The following is a 17469-nucleotide window of genomic DNA, read 5'->3' as shown; positions in this document are numbered from 1 at the left end:
AATGGACACACCGATGCAGACTGCCGTCATCCCCGACACCTGGCGCGGCGTCACCCCGGCGCCGATCTCGTCGACCGACGCCTACAACGGCTTCATCGCCGCCAACGTGATCTTCGCGCTGGACCGGATCGGCGTGCTGGAGCAGATCGGCCGCAGCGAGGCGCTGTCCGCCGCCACGGCCACCTCCCAGCGCGGCGACACCGCCCGCACCGAGGCCGTGCTGCGCGCCGCCGCCGACTACGGCTACCTCAAGGCCGACGGCGCCGGCTACCTGCCCACCGAGGCGGGCATCGAGATCGCCGCCGCCCGCGGCTACTTCACCTGGGCGGTCGGCGGCTACCACGACGTGTTCGGCCGCGCCGGGCACCTGAGCACCGGCTCGCACCACTACAACCAGGACGTGTACCGCGACGAGGCGATGGTCGCCCTCGGCTCCGCCCAGTGCGACCAGTCGATGTTCGCCGCGCAGCTCACCGACGTGCTCTCCGGCATCGACTTCCGCACCATCGCCGACCTGGGCAGCGGCACCTCCGCCCGGGTGCGCCGGGTGGTCTCCCAGCGCGAGGGCAGCCGCGGCCTGGGCATCGACATCAGCCGCCCGGCCACCGACATCGCCCGCGCCGACATCGCCGCCGCCGGGATGCAGGACCGGGTCACCGCCGTCCGGGCCGACGTGCTGGGCCTGCTCGGCACCCAGATCGACAACGACGCCGAGGCCGCCGAGGTGGCCGAGGTCGACACCGTGATGAGCTTCTTCCTGCTGCACGACCTGCTCGCCGACCCGAGCACCCGCTCCTCGATCTTCACCCGGATGCGCGAGGCCTTCCCCAAGGCCCGCACCTTCGTGCTCGGCGACACCATGCTGCGCGGCCCGGGCGAGTCCCAGAGCGCGATGCCGGTCTTCTCGGTCGGCTTCGAACTGGCCCACGCGATGATGGGCGTGCCGCTGCACACCAAGGAGACCTACGAGCAGCTGTTCACCGACGCCGGGCTGCGGATCGACCGGGTCGAGGCGCTGGCCACCCCGCACAGCTGGCTCTACGTCCTCCAGGCCGACTGATGGCCGCCGCAGCCGGGGCCGCACACCTGCTGGCCCAGAACGAGCACCCGTACCCGCCGCTGCCGTCCGTGCTGACCGCCCTGGCGGGGGCGGTCGGCGACCTGAACCGCTACCCGGACTTCCGCCCGGAGCGCTTCGCCCGGATCATCGCCGACTGGCAGGACGTCCCGGCCGCGCAGGTCGTGGTCGGCCACGGCTCGGCCGGCGTCGCCCTGGACCTCTTCCATTCCGTCGTCCGCCCCGGCGACAACGTGGTGCACTCGGACCCCTGCTTCGACGCGTACCCGCTGTTCTGCGCGATCGCCGGCGCCGAGTCCCGGTCCGTCCCGCTCGGCCCGGACGCCCGGCACGACCTGGCCGCGATGGCCGGCCGGGTGGACGGGCGCACCCGGATCATCGTGCTGTGCAACCCGCACAACCCGACCGGCACGGTCTACTCCTGGGAGGAACTGACCGACTTCTTCCGCAAGGTGCCGGCCACCGCGCTGATCCTGCTGGACGAGGCCTACGTCGACTTCGCCCGGGGCTGGGCCGCCCCGGCGGTGCCGGACCGGATCGCCGAGTGGCCCAACCTGGTGGTGCTGCGCACCCTCTCCAAGTCGCACGGCCTCGCCGCGCTGCGGATCGGCTACGCCGTCGCCGAGGAGTCGGTGGCGCGGCGGGTGCGCGACGTCCAGGTGCCGTACGCGGTGAACCGGCTCCAGGAGGCGGGCCTGCTGGCCGCCGTCGCCGCCCAGGACGAGGTGGACCGGCGGATCGCCGAGATCGCCGCCGAACGCGACCGGCTGCGGGCCGAACTGCTCGCCCTGGGCCGGTCGGTGCCGCCGAGCCTGACCAACTTCCTCTGGGTGACGGCACCTTCACCCGAGGAGCAGCTCCCGGTCAAGGCGGAGCTGGAGCGGCTCGGGGTGGCCGTCCGCTTCTACCCGGGCCAGGGCATCCGGATCGCCGTCGGCGAGAAGGACGCCGTCGACGCCGTGATCGAGGGCTTCACCCGCGCCCACCGGGCCGCCGGCGCACCGCCCCGCTAGGGCCTGTCCGGCGGATCTTGGCAGATCAGCGCGCGGCGTTGGGCGCCCGGCTGGGCGTGCGCCCGAGTCGGCCTCGTACTGGACGTACTTGGGCGATTCGGGCGTGCGTCCAGGCGGGATGCCCGGCGTCGCGCGCCTGGCAAGATCCGCCGGACAGGCCCTAGGCCTGCCAGACCCGCTGGACCCGCTGGACCCGCACCACCCACCGCACACGCAGCAGTCAAGGACAGGACAGGACATGCACCCACTTCTGGCGCGGCCGGAGTTCCGGCTCTACATCGCGGGACAGACGCTGTCCGTCCTCGGGGACAGCGCGCTCTTCATCGCCCTCGGCATCTGGGCCAAGGTCCTGACGGGGAGCAGCTCGGCGGCCGGTCTGGTCATGTTCTGCTACGCCGTCCCGATGCTGCTGCTGCCGCTCGGCGGCCTGGTCGCCGACCGGGTCCGCCGACGGCCGCTGCTGGTCGCGGTCAACCTCGGCCTGGCGGTGGCGGTTTCGCCGCTGCTGCTGGTCGACGGCCGCGGCCACCTGTGGATCATCTACGGCACCGCGGTGCTCTACGGGCTGGCCGGGGCCGTCCTCACCCCGGCCCAGAGCGCGATGCTGCGCACCATTCTGACGGAGCGTCAGGACTTCGGCGCGGCCGTCGGGTTCACCCAGACCATGCGGGCGGGCACCACCCTGGTCGCACCGCTGGTCGGCTCCGGCCTGTACGGGTGGCTCGGCGGCCGGGCCGTCGCCCTGGTCGACATCGGCATCCTGCTCGCGGCCGCGCTCGCCTTCCTGGCGCTGCGGGTGCCCGAGTCCAAGCCGGAGCCGTCCGGGCGGCACTGGCGCACCGAGGTGCTGGCGGGCTTCCAGCACCTGCGCTCCACCGCCTCGCTGCTGCCGCTGCTGATCGCGACCACCGCCACCGCGACCGTGCTCAGCTTCCTCCAGCCGGTGCTGTTCTCGCTCATCCAGCACGGACTGGGCCGCTCGCCGCAGTTCCTGGGCGTGCTGGAGACGGTGGAGGCGGTCGGGGCGCTCGGCGGCTCGGTGCTGGGCGGCGTCCTGATCGGCAAGCTCGGCCCCCGCAGGACCGTCATGCTCGGCTCGGCCACCTTCGGGGTCGGCGCCCTGCTGCTGCTGGCGCCCTCGGTGTGGGTGGTGGCGGCCGGTCTGCTGATCGCCGGGGCCGGCATGCCGGCCGGCGTGGTCGGCCTGGCCACCGCCGCCCAGTCGCTGACCCCGCCGCAGCTGATGGGCCGCACCCAGGCGGCCGTCAACCTCGCCCTCACCGCCCCGCAGGCGATCGCCATCGGCGTCGGCGCCGGCCTGGTGGCCGCGCTGGACTTCCGCACGGTGCTGGTCGCCATGGTGATCGGCGCGCTGCTGTCCGGCCTCTACCTGCTGGGCAAGCCCGACGCGGCGATCGAGGACGACGAGGACGAGGTGGAGTCGGCGGAGCAGCCCGCCGGAGAGCTCACCCCGGCCCAGGCCCAGGCCCCGGCCGAGGAGACCGAGCCCGCCCCGCGCCTCCAGTCCACCTGACCGTCCCGCACCTCCCGTCCCGCACCTCCCGTCCCCGCACCACCCAGGCCCGCACCACGCCACCGGCCCGCCCCGGCGGCGGCCCTGCCGCACCGCACCGCCGCCCGGGGCGGGCCTCCGCGCACTCCTCACGAGAGAGCCCCTCAGATGCCCGACCGTTCCTCTCCCGAGCTCCCCACCGACCTCACCGACCTCACCACCGACACCGGGGAGCCGCTCGAACTCGCCCTGGACCACGTCGAGTTCTACGTCACCGACCTCGCCGCCGACGTCGCCCGGCTGACCGCGGAGTACGGCTTCGACCTGCTCGTCCCGCCCACCGAGCGCGGCGCGAGCGCCGAGCGCTGCGTCTCCGCCCTGCTCGGCCAGGCCGCGATCCGGCTGCTGCTCACCCAGCCGCTGGCCGCCGGCCACCCGGCCACCGCCTACCTGGCCCGGCACGAGGACGGCGTGGCCGCACTGGCCCTGCGGGTCCCGGACGCCACCGCCGCCTACCGCGCGCTGACCGGGCGGGGCGCCGACGGGCTGCGCCCGCCGCAGGCCGCGGACGGCTGTGTCACCGCCGTGGTCGGCGCCTTCGGCGACGTGGTGCACACCCTGATCGAGCGGGACCCGGACGTCCCCGCCGACCGGATCCCCGGCCTGCCCGACGCACCGCCCGTGACCGGCGCCGCGGAGGTGGGCCTGCGCTCCGTCGACCACTTCGCGGTCTGCGTCCCCTCCGGCGAACTGCGCGCGACCGTCCGGCACTACCAGGAGGTCTTCGGCTTCCGGATGGTCTTCGAGGAGCGGATCGAGGTCGGCGCCCTCGGCATGGACTCGATGGTCGTGCAGAGCCCCGACCACAGCGTCACCCTCACCCTGATCGAGCCGCTCACCCCGGACGCCGGCGGCCAGATCGCCTCCTTCCTCGCCGACCACGGCGGCGCCGGGGTCCAGCACGTGGCCTTCTCCTCCCAGGACGCCGTCCACTCCGTCTCCACCATGGCCGCCCGCGGCGTGCCCTTCCTGCGCACCCCGAGCACCTACTTCGACGCCCTGCCCGCCCGGCTGACCCCGCTGCGGCACTCCTTCGACCAGCTGCGCGAGCTGAACCTGCTGGTCGACCAGGACCACGACGGCCAGCTGTTCCAGATCTTCACCCGCTCCCAGCACCCCCGCGGCACCTTCTTCTTCGAGGTGATCGAGCGCATCCGGGCCCGCAACTTCGGCAGCAACAACATCCGCGCCCTCTACGAGGCCGTCGAACTCCAGCGCAACGCCAGCGAAGTATCCGGATGAGCGCGCCGGTCCTGACCCCGCCGGGCGCGGGCACCGCCGCGCCGCGGCAGCCGCTGTCCGTGGCCGAGTACGAGCGGGTGGCCCGGGCCGCGCTGAGCGCCCCGGTCTGGGACTGGCTGGCCGGCGGTGCGGAGCAGGAGCGCACCCTGGCCGCCAACCGGGCGGCCTTCGACCGGCAGGCCGTGGTGCCCCGGGTGCTCGCCGACGTCTCCGCCTGCGACACCTCCGCGACCCTGGTGGCCAGCCGCTCGGCCCTGCCGGTGGCGGTGGCGCCGATCGCCTACCACCGGCTGTTCCACCCCGAGGGGGAACTCGCCTCGGCCCGGGCGGCCGCCGCGGCGGGGGTGCCGTTCACCGTCGGCACGCTCAGCAGCGTCGGCTTCGAGGAGCTGGCCGCGACCGGGGCCACGCTCTGGTTCCAGCTGTACTGGCTGCGCGACCGGGCCCGGCTGCTCGACCTGGTCGCGGCGGCCGAGGCGGCGGGCAGCGAGTGCCTGGTCGTCACCGCCGACGTGCCGTACATGGGCCGCCGGCTGCGCGACGCCCGCAACGCCTTCGCCCTGCCCGGGGACGTCCGCGCGGCACTGCTGGAGGGCGGCGCCGCCGGGCGGGCGCACCGGAGCACCGCCGAGGTCTCGGCGGTGGCCGCGCACACCGCCGAGCTGCTCTCCCCCGCCGTCACCTGGACGGACCTCGGCTGGCTGCGCGAGCACACCCGGCTGCCGCTGGTGGTCAAGGGGGTGCTCGACCCGTCGGACGCCCTGCGGGCCGCCGAGCTGGGCGCCTCCGCCGTGGTGGTCTCCAACCACGGCGGCCGCCAACTCGACCGGGCGGTGCCCTCGTTGACGGCCCTGCCGGCCGTCGCCGAGGCGCTGGCCGGGCGCGGCTGCCAGGTGCTGCTGGACAGCGGGGTGCGTGGCGGCGCGGACGTGCTCACCGCGCTGGCCCTCGGGGCGTCCGGGGTGCTGCTCGGCCGCCCGGCGATCTGGGGCCTGGCGGCCGCCGGCGAACCGGGCTGCACCCGGGTGCTGGAGCTGCTGGCCGCCGAGCTTCGCCACGCCCTCGGCCTGGCCGGCTGCGCCGACCTGACCGCCGCCGCCGAGCTGCGCACCACCCCCCTGCCCTGCCCCGCCTGGAGTGCCCCGTGACCGTCACCGCCCCGCCGCACGAGCTGCGGCTGACCGACCTGCACCCCTCCCTCGCCGACCCGGCGATGACCTCGATGAACCTGCTCAACGAGATCTCCATCCGCTACCCGGAGGCGGTCTCCTTCGCGGCCGGCCGCCCGGCCGAGCAGTTCTTCGACCTGGACGCCGTCCACCGGTACCTGGACCGCTACACCGCGCACCTGCGCGGCGAGCGCGGCCTGTCCGAGGAGCAGGCCCGGCGCCAGGTGCTCCAGTACGGGCGGACCAAGGGGATCATCCACGAGCTGATCGCCGCGCACCTCGCGGTGGACGAGGGCATCGAGGTGCCCGCCGAGTCGATCGTGGTGACGGTCGGCTGCCAGGAGGCGATGTTCCTGGTGCTGCGGGCGCTGCGCCGCGGCCCCGAGGACGTGGTGCTGGCCGTCTCGCCCACCTACGTCGGGCTGACCGGCGCCGCCCTGCTGGCGGACCTGCCGGTGCGGCCGGTGGCCGACGGCCCGGACGGGCTCGACCTCGCCGACCTGCGTCGGCAGCTGGCCGACGCCCGGGCCGAGGGGCTGCGCCCCCGGGCGCTCTACCTGGTCCCGGACGTGGCCAACCCGAGCGGCGCCAGCCTGCCGCTGGACCTGCGCCGGGAGCTGCTGGAGCTGGCCGCCGAGGAGGACTTCCTGGTCCTGGAGGACAACCCGTACTGCGTGTTCGCGGGCGAGGAGCGGCTGCCCTCGCTCAAGGCGCTGGACACCGCACGGCGGGTGGTCCACCTCGGGTCCTTCGCCAAGACGGCCCTCCCGGGCGCCCGGGTCGGCTACGTGGTCGCGGACCAGCTGGTGGCGGACGGCGCGGGCGGCAGCGTCCTGCTGGCCGACCTGCTCGGCATGGTCAAGAGCATGACCACGGTGAACACCTCGCCGATCGCCCAGGCCGTGATCGGCGGCGCGCTGCTCGAACACGGCCACAGCCTGCGGGCCGCCAACACCGAGGTCGCCGCGCTCTACCGGCGCAACCTCGCCCTGGTGCTGGCGGGCCTGGCCCGGCGCTTCCCGCCGGGCGGCGGGGTGACCTGGAACGAGCCGCGCGGCGGCTTCTTCCTGGTGCTCACGGTGCCGTGCGTGGTGGACGACGCCCTGCTGGAGCTCTCCGCCTCGCGGTACGGGGTGATCTGGACGCCGATGTCCCACTTCTACCCCGGTGCGGGCGGGGAGCGCCAACTGCGGCTCTCCGTCAGCCAGGTGGACCCGGCGACCGTCGACCGGGGCCTGGACGGCCTGGCCGCGCTGCTCGCCGCCCGGTCCTGAGCCGGGGCGGGGCGGGGGGGGGGGGCCGCCCGGCCCCCCGGGGCCCCCGGGCCCCGGGGGCGCCCCCCCCCGGGCCTGGTCGGCCGGGGCCGCGCGGCTCGCCCCCCGTTCCTGCCCGGGGGCGCCGGGGGGGAGGGCCTCTCCCCTCCCCCTCGGCGCCGAGGCACTACGGGATCGCCACCGCCGTGCCGGAGACCCGCACCCGGGTGTCCTCCGCCCGCAGTTCGACCCGCAGCACGCCCGGGCGCCCGAGGTCCTCGCCCTGGTGCAGGGTCAGCACGGCCGGGGCGGTCACCGCGCCCAGCTCGCGTAGGTAGGCACCGAAGGCGGCCGCGGCCGCGCCGGTGGCCGGGTCCTCGACCACGCCGCCGACCGGGAACGGGTCGCGGACGTGGAAGACCTCGGGGGCCTCGCGCCAGACCAGCTGCAGGGTGACCAGGTCGCGGGCGTTCATGAACGCGGCCAGCCCGTCGAAGTCGTAGTCCAGCCGGGCCAGTCGGGAGCGGGTGCCGGCGGCCAGCACCAGGTGCCGGGCGCCCGCGTAGCCGATCCGCGGCGGCAGCGCCGGGTCCAGGTCGGCGGCCGACCAGCCGAGCAGCGCGAGCGCCTCCTCGACGTCCGCCGCCGGCACCTCCTCGACCTTCGGCTCGACGCTGGTGAGCGTCGCCCGCAGGCCGTCGGCGCCGCGCTCGACCTCGACCGGGACGTCCCCGGCCGCCGTGCCGAACACGTAGCGGCCCGGGCCGGACCGCTCGGCGACCGCGACGGCGGCGGCCACCGTCGCGTGCCCGCAGAACGGCACCTCCAGCAGCGGGCTGAAGTACCGCACGTGGTAGGCGCCCTGCTCACTGCCCGGGGTCAGGAAGGCGGTCTCGGAGTACCCGACCTCGGCGGCGACGGCGAGCATCCGCTCGGCGGTCAGTCCGGTGGCGTCGAGCACCACGCCGGCGGGGTTGCCGCCCTCGGGGCGGATCGCGAAGGCGGCGTAGCGGAGGATCTCAGGAACGTCGTCGGTCATGACCGGACGAACGTGTTCCGGCCGCCCGCTGTTCCCGCCGTTCCCCTCGTCCACGTACGGCCCGCTCACCGCAGCACCGCCTCCAGGAAGTCCGAGCCGAGCCGGGCGCTGCCGGACAGGTCCAGCTGGTAGAGCATGTACCGCCCGCGCCGCTCGGTGACCAGCAGCCCGGCCTTGCGCAGCACCGCCAGGTGGCGGGACACCTCGGGGGCGCTCAACTGCCAGGCCGCGGCGAGTTCGCCGGTGGTGTGCGGGCCGCGGGCGATGGTGCGGGCCAGCCGCAGCCGGATCGGGTGGGCGAGCGCCTCCAGCCGCTGCTGGACCAGCGCGAGCGAGACCGGCTCGGGCAGCCCGGCCTCGGCCACCGGGTACTGCAGGACCGGCCGCCAGCCCGGGGCGTGCACCGCCAGCAGGTGGGGGCGGCCGAAGGCGGTGGGGATGAAGGTGACCCCGTTGCCGTCGGTGCCGCTGGTGCCGGAGTCCTGGAGCTTGTCGATGACGATCCGCCGCCGCCCGCCGCTCTCGTCCAGGCCGACGGACGGCGACAGCGCGCCGATGGCCTCGGCCAGGCCGCGGCGGGCGAGCAGGTCGGCCTTGTGCCGGGAGTCCGCGGCCAGCCCGGGCAGGACCCGCTGCCAGGCGTCGGCGAAGAACGCCGACTCGCAGTCCTCCAGCATCCGGCGCACCAGCGCCCGGACGGCGGGCGGGTCGGCGAGCAGCCGGTCCGCGAAGGCCGCCTGCCGGGGGCCGCGGGCGAGGGCCAGCTCGCGGGCGCGCTCGTTGGCGGCGGGGTCGCTGAGCGGGGAGGCCGTCCGCCGGTTGAGCCGGGAGGAGCCGCAGGTGGTGATCAGGGCCGCGGTCACGTACAGCTCGTCGTCGACCCGGTCGACGGCGTCGAGCTCCTCGGCGAGGGTGGCGGCGGGCTGACCGGGCACCAGGAAGTCGGCCCGCGAGGACCGCCAGAGGAAGTCCGCCTCCAGCAGCCGCTCGGACAGCTCCGGCGGGATCGCCGTGGTGGTGGAGGCCGCCCAGCCCTGCAACGCCGGATGGTGCGCGGGCTCGGCGAGCACGTGCAGCATGGCGTTCAGCTCGGCGAGCGGCGAGGGCGCGAAGAGCAGGCGCTCCTCGGGCAGGCCGGTGATGTCGATGGTCACACTCACGATCAAATCCTGTCATCCCGCGGCGCCCCCTCCCACGCCGATTGACGCTAACCGTCAATCCACGCGACACGCGGCGCCACCTGGGCGGACCGTACCGGCCATGAGCCCGATCCAGGAGAAGTCCGGCCACGACACCGCCTCCGTCCCCACCAGCGAACCGCCCGCCCCGCCGACCGGCACCGGCCGGGGCGGCCCGTCCGCGCTGCTGGGCCTGCTGACCGCCGCCGGCGGCCCCCGGTACGCGGCGGCCGTCGCCGTCGACGCGGTGGGCGGCGGCATGCTGCGCCCGTTCCTGCTGCTGTACGGCGTCGGGATGCTCCACCTGCCCGCCGGGGCGGTCGGCCTGGCCCTGTCGGCCGGGATGGTCGCCGGGCTGGTGATGGTGCCGCTGACCGGCCGTTGGATCGACACCGGCGCCCGCACCCTGCCCGCCGCCGTCACCCTGCTGCTGCGGGCGGCGGGCGCGCTGGTCCTGCTCGCCGCGGACGGGCTGCCGCTGTTCACCGCGGCGGCGGTGCTGTTCGGCATCGGCAGCCAGTCCTGGCCGACCACCCACACCGCCGTGGTGAGCACCCTGACCGAGGGCCGGCTGCGGGACGCGGCGCTGGCCGCCGGGCGCTCGCTGCGCAACGCGGGCATGGGCGCGGGCGCCCTGCTGGCGACGGTCGCGGTGGCCGGCGGGACGGACACCATCCGGGTGCTGGCCGGGCTGACGGGCACGGCCAGCCTGCTGGCCGCCGCCCTGGTGGCCTCGCTGCGGGTCCGGGCGCCGCAGACGGTGGCGGAGCGGGCCGGGGAGGCCGGGGACGGCGGGGAACCGCTGCGCCGGATCACCCTGTTGAGCCTGGCCAACCTGCCGTACGCGTTCTGCTTCGACGTGCTGGAGGTGGCGCTGCCCGCGCTGCTGGTGCTCCAGTTGCACGCCTCCGCGGCCTGGTCCTCGGGCGTGTTCGTGGGCAACACCGTGCTGGTGATCGCGCTGCAGCTGGCGCTGGTGCTGCGGTTGGCGAAGCGCTCCCGGCAGTCGGTGCTGGCGGCCGCGGGGGCGACGCTGAGCCTGTCGTACCTGGGTTTCTGGGCGGCCGGGTCGCTGGGCGGGGTCCCGGGCACGGTGGGCATCGTGCTGGTGTCCGTGCTGTACACGCTCGGCGAGATCCTCTACACCGGCTCCGGTACGGCCCTGGTGGCGGCCATCGCGCCGCCGCACCTGCTGGGGCGGGCGCTGGCCCGCTGGGAGCTGTCGATGGGGGTCGGCCGGGCGGCGGCTCCGGCGGTGCTGACGGCGCTGCTGGCCGCGGGGCCGGGTCTGCTGTGGGGCGGGCTGGCGGTGACCACGGCGGTCGGGGCACTGGCGCTGCTGCGGCTGTCCCGTACGGAGGAGTAGCGCCCCGACCGTCGGTGGGATGATCATCCGCATGGTCCTGACCCCCTTCCAGCAGCAGCTCCGCGACCGGATCCTGGCTGCCGAGGTGATCCCCCCGCCGGCGCCGTGGCGGCAGGTCGGCCGGGGGATCGTCCCGGTCGGCGGGCTGCTCGGCATCGGCTTCGCCGTCCACCCCGACACCGGGCACGACCTGGTGCTGACCGTCTCCAGCAGCGGGCACGGCCTGTTCGACGCGGTGACGGGCGAGAAGCTGGAGCGCGAGTACGACCCGGAGGAGGACCCGGACGGCCCGGACCTCTCCTGCCCCGGCCTCGGCCCGGTCGCCAGCCTGCGGATCCCGGTGGCCGGCCTGTGGGGCGGCGGCCTGCACAGCGGGACGGACGACGGCTGGTCCGTCGACGTCCCGGCGCCCGAGTGGCCGCACCACCGCGTGCTGCTGGTCGGCGGCACGGCGCCCGAACGGGGCGGGCAGCACGGGGAGACCTGGTGGCACGTCTTCCACTCCTCCTGGTCGACCTTCCGCACTGCCGGCTTCTCCCCCACCGGCCGCACCCTGGCCGTGGCCACCAGCAGCGACCTCACCCTCTGGACCAGGCACTGACGGCCGGACACTGACCGCCGGCACTGACGCCCGGGCGCCGACGTCCGGGCACCGACCGCCGGGCACGCCGGTGGCCGGAGGCGCCGTCCTCGGCTCCTCCGGCCACGTCGTCAGGTCAGGCGCTCACGCGCGGGGCGGTCCGTCAGGCGCGCCCCCCGTGGACCTCGGGCACCGGGATGCGGTCGGCGTTCGTCCCCCACGGGTGGTCCGGCGGGTCGCACGGCTCGGGCGGGCACGGCTCCGGCGGGCAGGGCTCCGGCGGACACTTGCTGTCCGCGACCGTGATCTCCACGCACGGGCAGTCCTTGGTCAGTTCGACCGTGGACACCGCGTCCTGCGGCAGCTCGTACCCGGGGGGAGCGACGACCTCCTGCCAGTAGTACGTCCCCAGCGGGAGGTTGTCCGCCGAGCACACGCCGTTGACGTCGGTCGCGCACAGCGGGCCGACCGCCGTGTCCGGGTTGGCCCCGGTGGTCTGCAGGCCGGGCACGCCGTTGGTCTCCCGCCACAGCTGGAAGACGGCTCCGGCCAACGGCTTGCCCGTGTCGGCGTCCACCTTGGTGACGGTGGTCTTCCCGGTCTGCGCGGCCGTCTTCCGGTCCTTGACGGTGACCGGGACGTTCTGCCCGTTGGTGTCCAGCACCACCGTCGTCACCGGCTGCTGCGGCAGGTCGTACCCGGCCGGGGCGGCCGTCTCCTGCCAGTAGTACGTCCCCAGCGGCAGACCCGTCACCGAGCACACGCCGGTGTCGGACGTGACGCAGGGCGAACCGACGGCCGTGTCCGGGTTGGCCCCGGTGGTCTGCAGGCCCGGTACACCGTTGGTCTCCCGCCACAGCTGGAAGACGGCTCCGGCCAACGGCTTGCCCGTGTCGGCGTCCACCTTCGTCACCGAGGTCGAACCGGTCGGCGTGACCGTCTTGGCGTCCTTGACCGTGACCGGGACGTTCTGCCCGTTGGTGTCCAGCACCACCGTGGTCACCGGCTGCTGCGGCAGGTCGTACCCGGCCGGGGCGGCCGTCTCCTGCCAGTAGTACGTGCCCAGCGGCAGGCCGTCGGCCGAGCAGACGCCCGAGGCCGGGGTGGTGCAGGGCGAACCGACCGCCGTGTCCGGGTTCGCGCCGGTCGTCTGCAGGCCGGGCACACCGTTGGTCTCCCGCCACAACTGGAACACCGCACCCGCCAACGGCTGCGAGGTCGCCGAATCGACCTTCGTCACCGAGGTCGAACCGGTCGGGGCGACGGTCTTGGTGTCCTGGACGGTCACCGGGACGGTCTGCCCGTTGGCGTCCAGCACCACGGTGGTCACGCTCAGGTCGGGCAGCTCGTAGCCGTTGGGCGCGGAGACCTCCTGCCAGTAGTACGTGCCCAGGGGCAGGCCGGTCGCCGAGCAGACGCCCGAGGCCGGGGTGGTGCAGGGCGAGCCGACCGCCGTGTCCGGGTTGGCTCCCGAAGTCTGCAGCCCGGCGACGCCGTTGGTCTCCCGCCACAGCTGGAAGACCGCACCGGCCAGCGGCTGCCCGGTGGCGGAGTCGACCTTGGTGACGGTCGTGGAGGCGGTCGGGGCCGCCGTCCTGGTGTCGGCCACCGTCACGCCGACGTTCTGCCCGTTGGTGTCGAGCACGACCTCGGTCACGTTCTGCTGCGGCAGGTCGTACCCGGCCGGGGCCGCCGTCTCCTGCCAGTAGTACGTGCCCAGGGGCAGGCCGGTCGCCGAGCAGACGCCCGAGGCCGGGGTCGTACAGGGCGAGCCGACCGCCGTGTCCGGGTTGGCTCCCGAAGTCTGCAGGCCGGGCACGCCGTTGGTCTCCCGCCACAACTGGAACACCGCACCGGCCAACGGCTGGGAGTTCGCCGAATCGACCTTGGTCACACTGGTCGACGCGGTCTCGACGACCGGGCTCTTGGTGTCGGCGACGGTCACCGGGACGGTCTGCCCGTTGGTGTCCAGCACCACCGTCGTCACCGGCTGCTGCGGCAGGTCGTAGCCGGGCGGGGCCGCCGTCTCCTGCCAGTAGTAGGTGCCCAGCGGCAGGTCACTGACGGAGCAGAGGCCGTCCGGACCGGTGGTGCACGGGGCACCGACCTTGGTGTCCGGGGTGGTGCCCGTGGTCTGCAGGCCGGCGACGCCGTTGGTCTCCCGCCACAGCTGGAAGGTGGCACCCGCCAGCGGCTGCGAGGTCACCGAGTCGACCTTGGTCACGCTGGTCGACGCGGTCGAGATCGGCGGGCTGCCGCAGTCGGGCAGGTCGCCGTTGAAGGGGTAGGCGTGGAACTCGGTGCCGGTCATGCCGGAACCGGAGTTGTGCAGCAGCGAACCGGTGGTGAAGAAGCGCCCGTTCAGGCCGGGCAGGTTCATCGTGCTGGTGCTGGCCGGGTTGCCGACCAGCACGCTGCCCTGGAACTGCCCGGAGCCCGTGAGGGTGACGGTGCTCGCGGTCGGGAAGTTCCACAGCAGACGCGGGCGCAGCCGGTTCCACGGGTCGTTGTCGTCGAAGCTGCCGCTGAAGGTGTTGATGGTGCGGGCGCCGCCGGTGAGGTTGACCAGCACCGTGGCGTTCGCGGGGATGTTGGCGAAGGCCACGCCCTGGGCGCCGCCGCCGTTGCCGACCAGGTCGAAGTCGACGTTGAAGACCTGGAGCGCGGAGCTGCCGTCGCCGGTGAACAGGGTCTGGTAGCCCTGGTTGACGGCCGTCCCGGTGGCCGGGCGGGGCGTGCCGACCCCGGCGTAGCACTCGCTCGCGGACTGCAGCTGGCCGCGCAGCGGCGTGTAGGCGGCGACGGCCTGGGCGTCCTGGACCGTCGTCCCGGTGATGGTGCCGGTGGCGGTGCCCGCGTAGCGGACCACGCCGCCGTCGGCCAGGAGCCGCTGGCCTGGGGCGACGGTGACGTTGCCGCCGGCGGTGAGGAAGTCCGCGCCGTCGGGCGGGGGCACCCGGGAGCCGACGCCGACGATGCCGATGTTGTACCCGGAGCTGGCTCCCGCGGCCTTGTTCTGGGAGAAGCTGCCGAGGGTCACCACGTGGCCCTCGGCCTCGGCGGCCGAGCCGCCGACGTTGAAGTCGCCGCCGACGAAGATGTTGATCCCGGCGTCGCGGCCCGCGAAGGGGCCGTTGTTGACCGGGGGGAACGGGGCCGGGCAGTCCGCGCCCAGGCAGGGCCCGAGCCCGCCGGGCAGGCCGGCCGCCGAGGCCTGGGTGGGTGCGACGAGCGAGATGGCGAAGGGTACGAGCGTCAAGGCCAGGGCGGAACTCATCGCCTTGCCTAGTCGGCGTCTCCAGCCGGTGGTCGGGGCCGCCGGTCTCTGACTGGGCTTCACCTCGGTCCTCTCATGACGTGAACACGATGGGGCCCTGGCAGTCTCCTGGGGCGCGGCCGGGGCGACCGGCGACGCGCACGGGATGTCCTCCGAGCACCGCCCACAGAGCACCCGATCAGCTTTCCCGGCATGCGCGGGCCGGTTCCGGCAGGGATGCTGGCGACGAGGCGTGCCCGGCCCGAGGAGGGACCCAGAAGCATGAGTGCACTCGACTTCGAGATCATCGACGCCCCCGACAGCTCGCTCAACAAGACCGCCGTCCTGGTCACCGGACCGAACGACGCGCTGCTGGTGGACGCGGGGTTCACCCGCTCCGACGGGCGCCGGCTGGTCGAGCGGGTGCGCGCCAGCGGCAAGCGGCTGACCACCGTCTTCGTCAGCCACGGCGACCCGGACTTCTACTTCGGCGCCCAGGAGCTCCAGGACGCCTTCCCCGGGGCACGCTTCCTGGCCACCGCCTCGACCGTCCAGCACATCCAGGACACCTACGAGTCCAAGCTGCGCGCCTGGTCGCACCTGGGCCCCGAGCTGCCGACCCGGCTGGTCCGGCCGGAGGTGCTGACCGGGGACGAGATCGTCTTCGAGGGCCACCGGTTCGAACTGCGCGGCGCCGACTTCCACCTGCCCGACCGGCACTACCTGTGGCAGCACCACCACCGCGCGGTGCTCGGCGGGGTACTGCTCTTCGAGGGCCTGCACGTGTGGACGGCCGACACCCCGACCGCGGCGCAACGGGCCGCCTGGATCGACCTGTTGGACGGCATGGAGGCCCTCCACCCGACCTGGCTGGCGGCCGGCCACCGGGTCGCCGACGCGCCCACCGACCTCAACGCCCTCGACCACACCCGCGCCTACCTGCGGGCCTTCGAGACCGAGTTGGGCCGGGCCGCGGACGCCGCCGCCGCGAAGGAGGCGCTGGAACGGCGCTTCCCGGACCTCGGGCTGCGGATCGCCGTCGACATCGGCACCAAGGTCGCCATGGGCGAGATGGCGTGGGGTTGAGCGCGCGATGATCGAGATCCCCAGGGACGTCGCCGGCTTCGCCGAGTCCGCCGCCCCCGCCGACGTGGTGCGCCGCCAGTACCTGGCCTCCGCCCGGGGCGACCTGGCCGCCCTGCGCAGCACCCTCGCCGACGACGTCGAGTGGACCGAGATGGCCGGCTTCCCGCTGGCCGGCACCTACCGCACCCCGAAGGGCGTCACCGCCAATGTGATGGAGCGGCTGGCCGCCGAGTGGGACAACTGGACGGCGCACGACGACCTGTACGTGGTGGACGGCGAGAACGTGGTGGTCCTGGCCCGCTACACGGCCGTCCACAAGGCCACCGGACGACCGCTCGCGGTACGGGTCGCCCACCACTTCGTCGTACGCGGCGGGCGGATCGTCCGCTTCGAGCAGTTCACCGACACCGCGCTGGTCAGGGACGCGACGACGCCGTGAGGCCCGTCGTCGAACTCCCCCCGTTCACCCGTACGGGCGAGCGCGGCGCGGCGCGCCCGGCGCGGTCTCGACACACCACCCGTTCGGCGGCAGGCTGACCCCGGATCGTCCACGGAGAGCAAGGAGTCGGGCATGGCGGGCAGCGAACGGCCGATCGTGATCGTCGGGGCCTCCCTGGGCGGCGCCAAGGCGGCCGAGGCCCTGCGCGGGGCCGGGTACCGGGGCGGCATCGTGCTGATCGGCGAGGAGCACGAGCGCCCGTACGAGCGCCCGCCGCTCTCCAAGGGCTACCTGCTCGGCAAGGAGGCCCGGGAGAAGCTCCACGTCCACCCGCCGCAGTGGTACGCCGAGCACGACGTCACGCTGCGGCTCGGCACCCCGGTCGTCGCGATCGACCCGGCCGCCCGCACCGTGACCCTCGCCGACGACGGCGAGATCGGCTACCACAAGCTGCTGCTGACCACCGGCTCGGCGCCGCGCCGGCTGCCGGTGCCCGGCGCGGACCAGGACGGCGTGCTCTACCTGCGCCGGGTCGAGGACAGCGACCGGATCAAGGCCGTGCTGCGGCCGGGCGCCCGGATCACGGTGGTCGGCGCCGGCTGGATCGGCCTGGAGGTGGCGGCCGCGGCCCGCGCGGCGGGTGCCGAGGTCACCGTCCTGGAGTCGCTGGAGCTGCCGCTGCTGCGGGTGCTCGGCCGCGAGGTCGCCCAGGTCTTCGCCGACCTGCACCGCGACCACGGCGTAAACCTGCGCTTCGGCGTGCAGGTCGCCGAACTCACCGGCGCCGACGGCACGGTGAGCGGCGTGAAGCTCGCCGACGGCACCGAGCTGGCGGCCGACGCGGTGGTGGTCGGCATCGGCATCTCCCCCGCCACCGCACTGGCCGAGGCCGCCGGCCTGGAGGTGGACAACGGCATCAAGACCGACCAGCACCTGCGCACCTCCGACCCGGACGTCTACGCGGCCGGCGACGTCGCCAACGCCTACCACCCGCTGTTCGACCGGCACCTGCGGGTCGAACACTGGGCCAACGCCCTCAACCAGCCGCAGACCGCCGCCCGGGCCCTGCTGGGGCAGCCGGACGCCGTCTACGACCGGGTCCCGTACTTCTTCTCGGATGCCGAGTGGACACCCCGGCATCGTAACGAGCCGGTGGCCTCGCGCGACAAGCTGAGCATGGAATACCTCGGCTACGTC

At 74.6% G+C, this 17469-nt stretch carries 14 protein-coding genes; 11 read left to right on the top strand and 3 right to left on the bottom strand.

The window, feature by feature from the left end; genetic code table 11:
- Nucleotides 1-13: 13 nt before the first annotated feature.
- From ACFXPX_RS23415 to ACFXPX_RS23390, 6 genes are all read left to right on the top strand, one after another.
- Entirely contained in the window at nt 14-1060 is a 1047-nt protein-coding gene (locus ACFXPX_RS23415; protein ID WP_380643042.1) for an SAM-dependent methyltransferase, read from the top strand.
- Nucleotides 1060-2091 (top strand): aminotransferase class I/II-fold pyridoxal phosphate-dependent enzyme, encoded by a 1032-nt coding sequence (locus ACFXPX_RS23410; RefSeq protein WP_380643040.1) that lies wholly within the window; start codon nt 1060-1062, stop codon nt 2089-2091. The genes ACFXPX_RS23415 and ACFXPX_RS23410 overlap by 1 nt, the downstream gene beginning before the upstream one ends.
- Nucleotides 2092-2329: 238 nt before the next feature.
- The gene (locus tag ACFXPX_RS23405) at nt 2330-3625 is read left to right on the top strand and encodes an MFS transporter (protein WP_380522691.1); all 1296 of its coding nucleotides are present in this window, start codon (nt 2330-2332) and stop codon (nt 3623-3625) included.
- Between the two features lie 147 nt (nt 3626-3772).
- Nucleotides 3773-4906, top strand: coding sequence for a 4-hydroxyphenylpyruvate dioxygenase (gene hppD, locus ACFXPX_RS23400; RefSeq protein WP_380522692.1), 1134 nt, complete (start codon nt 3773-3775; stop codon nt 4904-4906).
- Complete coding sequence (locus tag ACFXPX_RS23395) at nt 4903-6054, top strand: alpha-hydroxy acid oxidase (protein ID WP_380643038.1); 1152 nt, start codon at nt 4903-4905, stop codon at nt 6052-6054. Before hppD ends, ACFXPX_RS23395 begins: the two co-directional genes overlap by 4 nt.
- Nucleotides 6055-6119: 65 nt before the next feature.
- Entirely contained in the window at nt 6120-7349 is a 1230-nt protein-coding gene (locus tag ACFXPX_RS23390; RefSeq protein ID WP_375891700.1) for a PLP-dependent aminotransferase family protein, read from the top strand.
- A 166-nt stretch (nt 7350-7515) separates the two neighbouring features.
- On the opposite strand, the gene ACFXPX_RS23385 is transcribed toward ACFXPX_RS23390, so the two are convergent.
- Entirely contained in the window at nt 7516-8367 is an 852-nt protein-coding gene (locus ACFXPX_RS23385) for a PhzF family phenazine biosynthesis protein (RefSeq protein ID WP_380643036.1), read from the bottom strand.
- A 65-nt stretch (nt 8368-8432) separates the two neighbouring features.
- Nucleotides 8433-9527, bottom strand: coding sequence for a DUF5937 family protein (locus ACFXPX_RS23380; RefSeq protein WP_380397212.1), 1095 nt, complete (start codon nt 9525-9527; stop codon nt 8433-8435).
- A 100-nt stretch (nt 9528-9627) separates the two neighbouring features.
- Here ACFXPX_RS23380 and ACFXPX_RS23375 point away from each other — a divergent pair, with 100 nt between their 5' ends.
- The gene (locus tag ACFXPX_RS23375) at nt 9628-10911 is read left to right on the top strand and encodes an MFS transporter (RefSeq protein ID WP_380643034.1); all 1284 of its coding nucleotides are present in this window, start codon (nt 9628-9630) and stop codon (nt 10909-10911) included.
- A 19-nt stretch (nt 10912-10930) separates the two neighbouring features.
- Nucleotides 10931-11512: a hypothetical protein gene (locus tag ACFXPX_RS23370; RefSeq protein ID WP_380522696.1), complete on the top strand. Its 582-nt coding sequence runs from the start codon at nt 10931-10933 to the stop codon at nt 11510-11512.
- A 142-nt stretch (nt 11513-11654) separates the two neighbouring features.
- On the opposite strand, the gene ACFXPX_RS23365 is transcribed toward ACFXPX_RS23370, so the two are convergent.
- Nucleotides 11655-14750, bottom strand: a complete 3096-nt coding sequence (locus ACFXPX_RS23365) for a SpaA isopeptide-forming pilin-related protein (RefSeq protein ID WP_380643032.1) — start codon at nt 14748-14750, stop codon at nt 11655-11657.
- Between the two features lie 279 nt (nt 14751-15029).
- On the opposite strand from ACFXPX_RS23365, the gene ACFXPX_RS23360 reads away from it, so the two are divergent.
- The 3 genes from ACFXPX_RS23360 to ACFXPX_RS23350 all read left to right on the top strand — a co-directional run.
- Nucleotides 15030-15833 carry an MBL fold metallo-hydrolase gene (locus tag ACFXPX_RS23360; protein ID WP_380522698.1) on the top strand — a complete coding sequence of 268 codons (804 nt, stop codon included), beginning with the start codon at nt 15030-15032 and terminating at the stop codon, nt 15831-15833.
- A gap of 7 nt (nt 15834-15840) precedes the next feature.
- Nucleotides 15841-16272, top strand: a complete 432-nt coding sequence (locus ACFXPX_RS23355; RefSeq protein WP_380522699.1) for a nuclear transport factor 2 family protein — start codon at nt 15841-15843, stop codon at nt 16270-16272.
- A gap of 132 nt (nt 16273-16404) precedes the next feature.
- The coding region (locus ACFXPX_RS23350; RefSeq protein ID WP_380643030.1) for an NAD(P)/FAD-dependent oxidoreductase at nt 16405-17469 on the top strand (1065 nt) is incomplete at its 3' end.

The organism is Kitasatospora sp. NPDC059146 (assembly GCF_042786665.1).
In the GTDB taxonomy this organism is placed as follows: Bacteria; Actinomycetota; Actinomycetes; order Streptomycetales; family Streptomycetaceae; genus Kitasatospora.
This window is presented reverse-complemented; position numbering and strand designations above follow the sequence as displayed.

Bases quoted from the DNA above. Each gene is read 5' to 3' on its own strand.
- ACFXPX_RS23415 (WP_380643042.1), top strand. From the start codon at position 14: ATGCAGACTGCCGTCATCCCCGACACCTGGCGCGGCGTCACCCCGGCG.
- ACFXPX_RS23410 (WP_380643040.1), top strand. From the start codon at position 1,060: ATGGCCGCCGCAGCCGGGGCCGCACACCTGCTGGCCCAGAACGAGCAC.
- ACFXPX_RS23405 (WP_380522691.1), top strand. From the start codon at position 2,330: ATGCACCCACTTCTGGCGCGGCCGGAGTTCCGGCTCTACATCGCGGGA.
- hppD (WP_380522692.1), top strand. From the start codon at position 3,773: ATGCCCGACCGTTCCTCTCCCGAGCTCCCCACCGACCTCACCGACCTC.
- ACFXPX_RS23395 (WP_380643038.1), top strand. From the start codon at position 4,903: ATGAGCGCGCCGGTCCTGACCCCGCCGGGCGCGGGCACCGCCGCGCCG.
- ACFXPX_RS23390 (WP_375891700.1), top strand. From the start codon at position 6,120: ATGACCTCGATGAACCTGCTCAACGAGATCTCCATCCGCTACCCGGAG.
- ACFXPX_RS23385 (WP_380643036.1), bottom strand. From the start codon at position 8,367: ATGACCGACGACGTTCCTGAGATCCTCCGCTACGCCGCCTTCGCGATC.
- ACFXPX_RS23375 (WP_380643034.1), top strand. From the start codon at position 9,628: ATGAGCCCGATCCAGGAGAAGTCCGGCCACGACACCGCCTCCGTCCCC.
- ACFXPX_RS23370 (WP_380522696.1), top strand. From the start codon at position 10,931: ATGATCATCCGCATGGTCCTGACCCCCTTCCAGCAGCAGCTCCGCGAC.
- ACFXPX_RS23360 (WP_380522698.1), top strand. From the start codon at position 15,030: ATGAGTGCACTCGACTTCGAGATCATCGACGCCCCCGACAGCTCGCTC.
- ACFXPX_RS23355 (WP_380522699.1), top strand. From the start codon at position 15,841: ATGATCGAGATCCCCAGGGACGTCGCCGGCTTCGCCGAGTCCGCCGCC.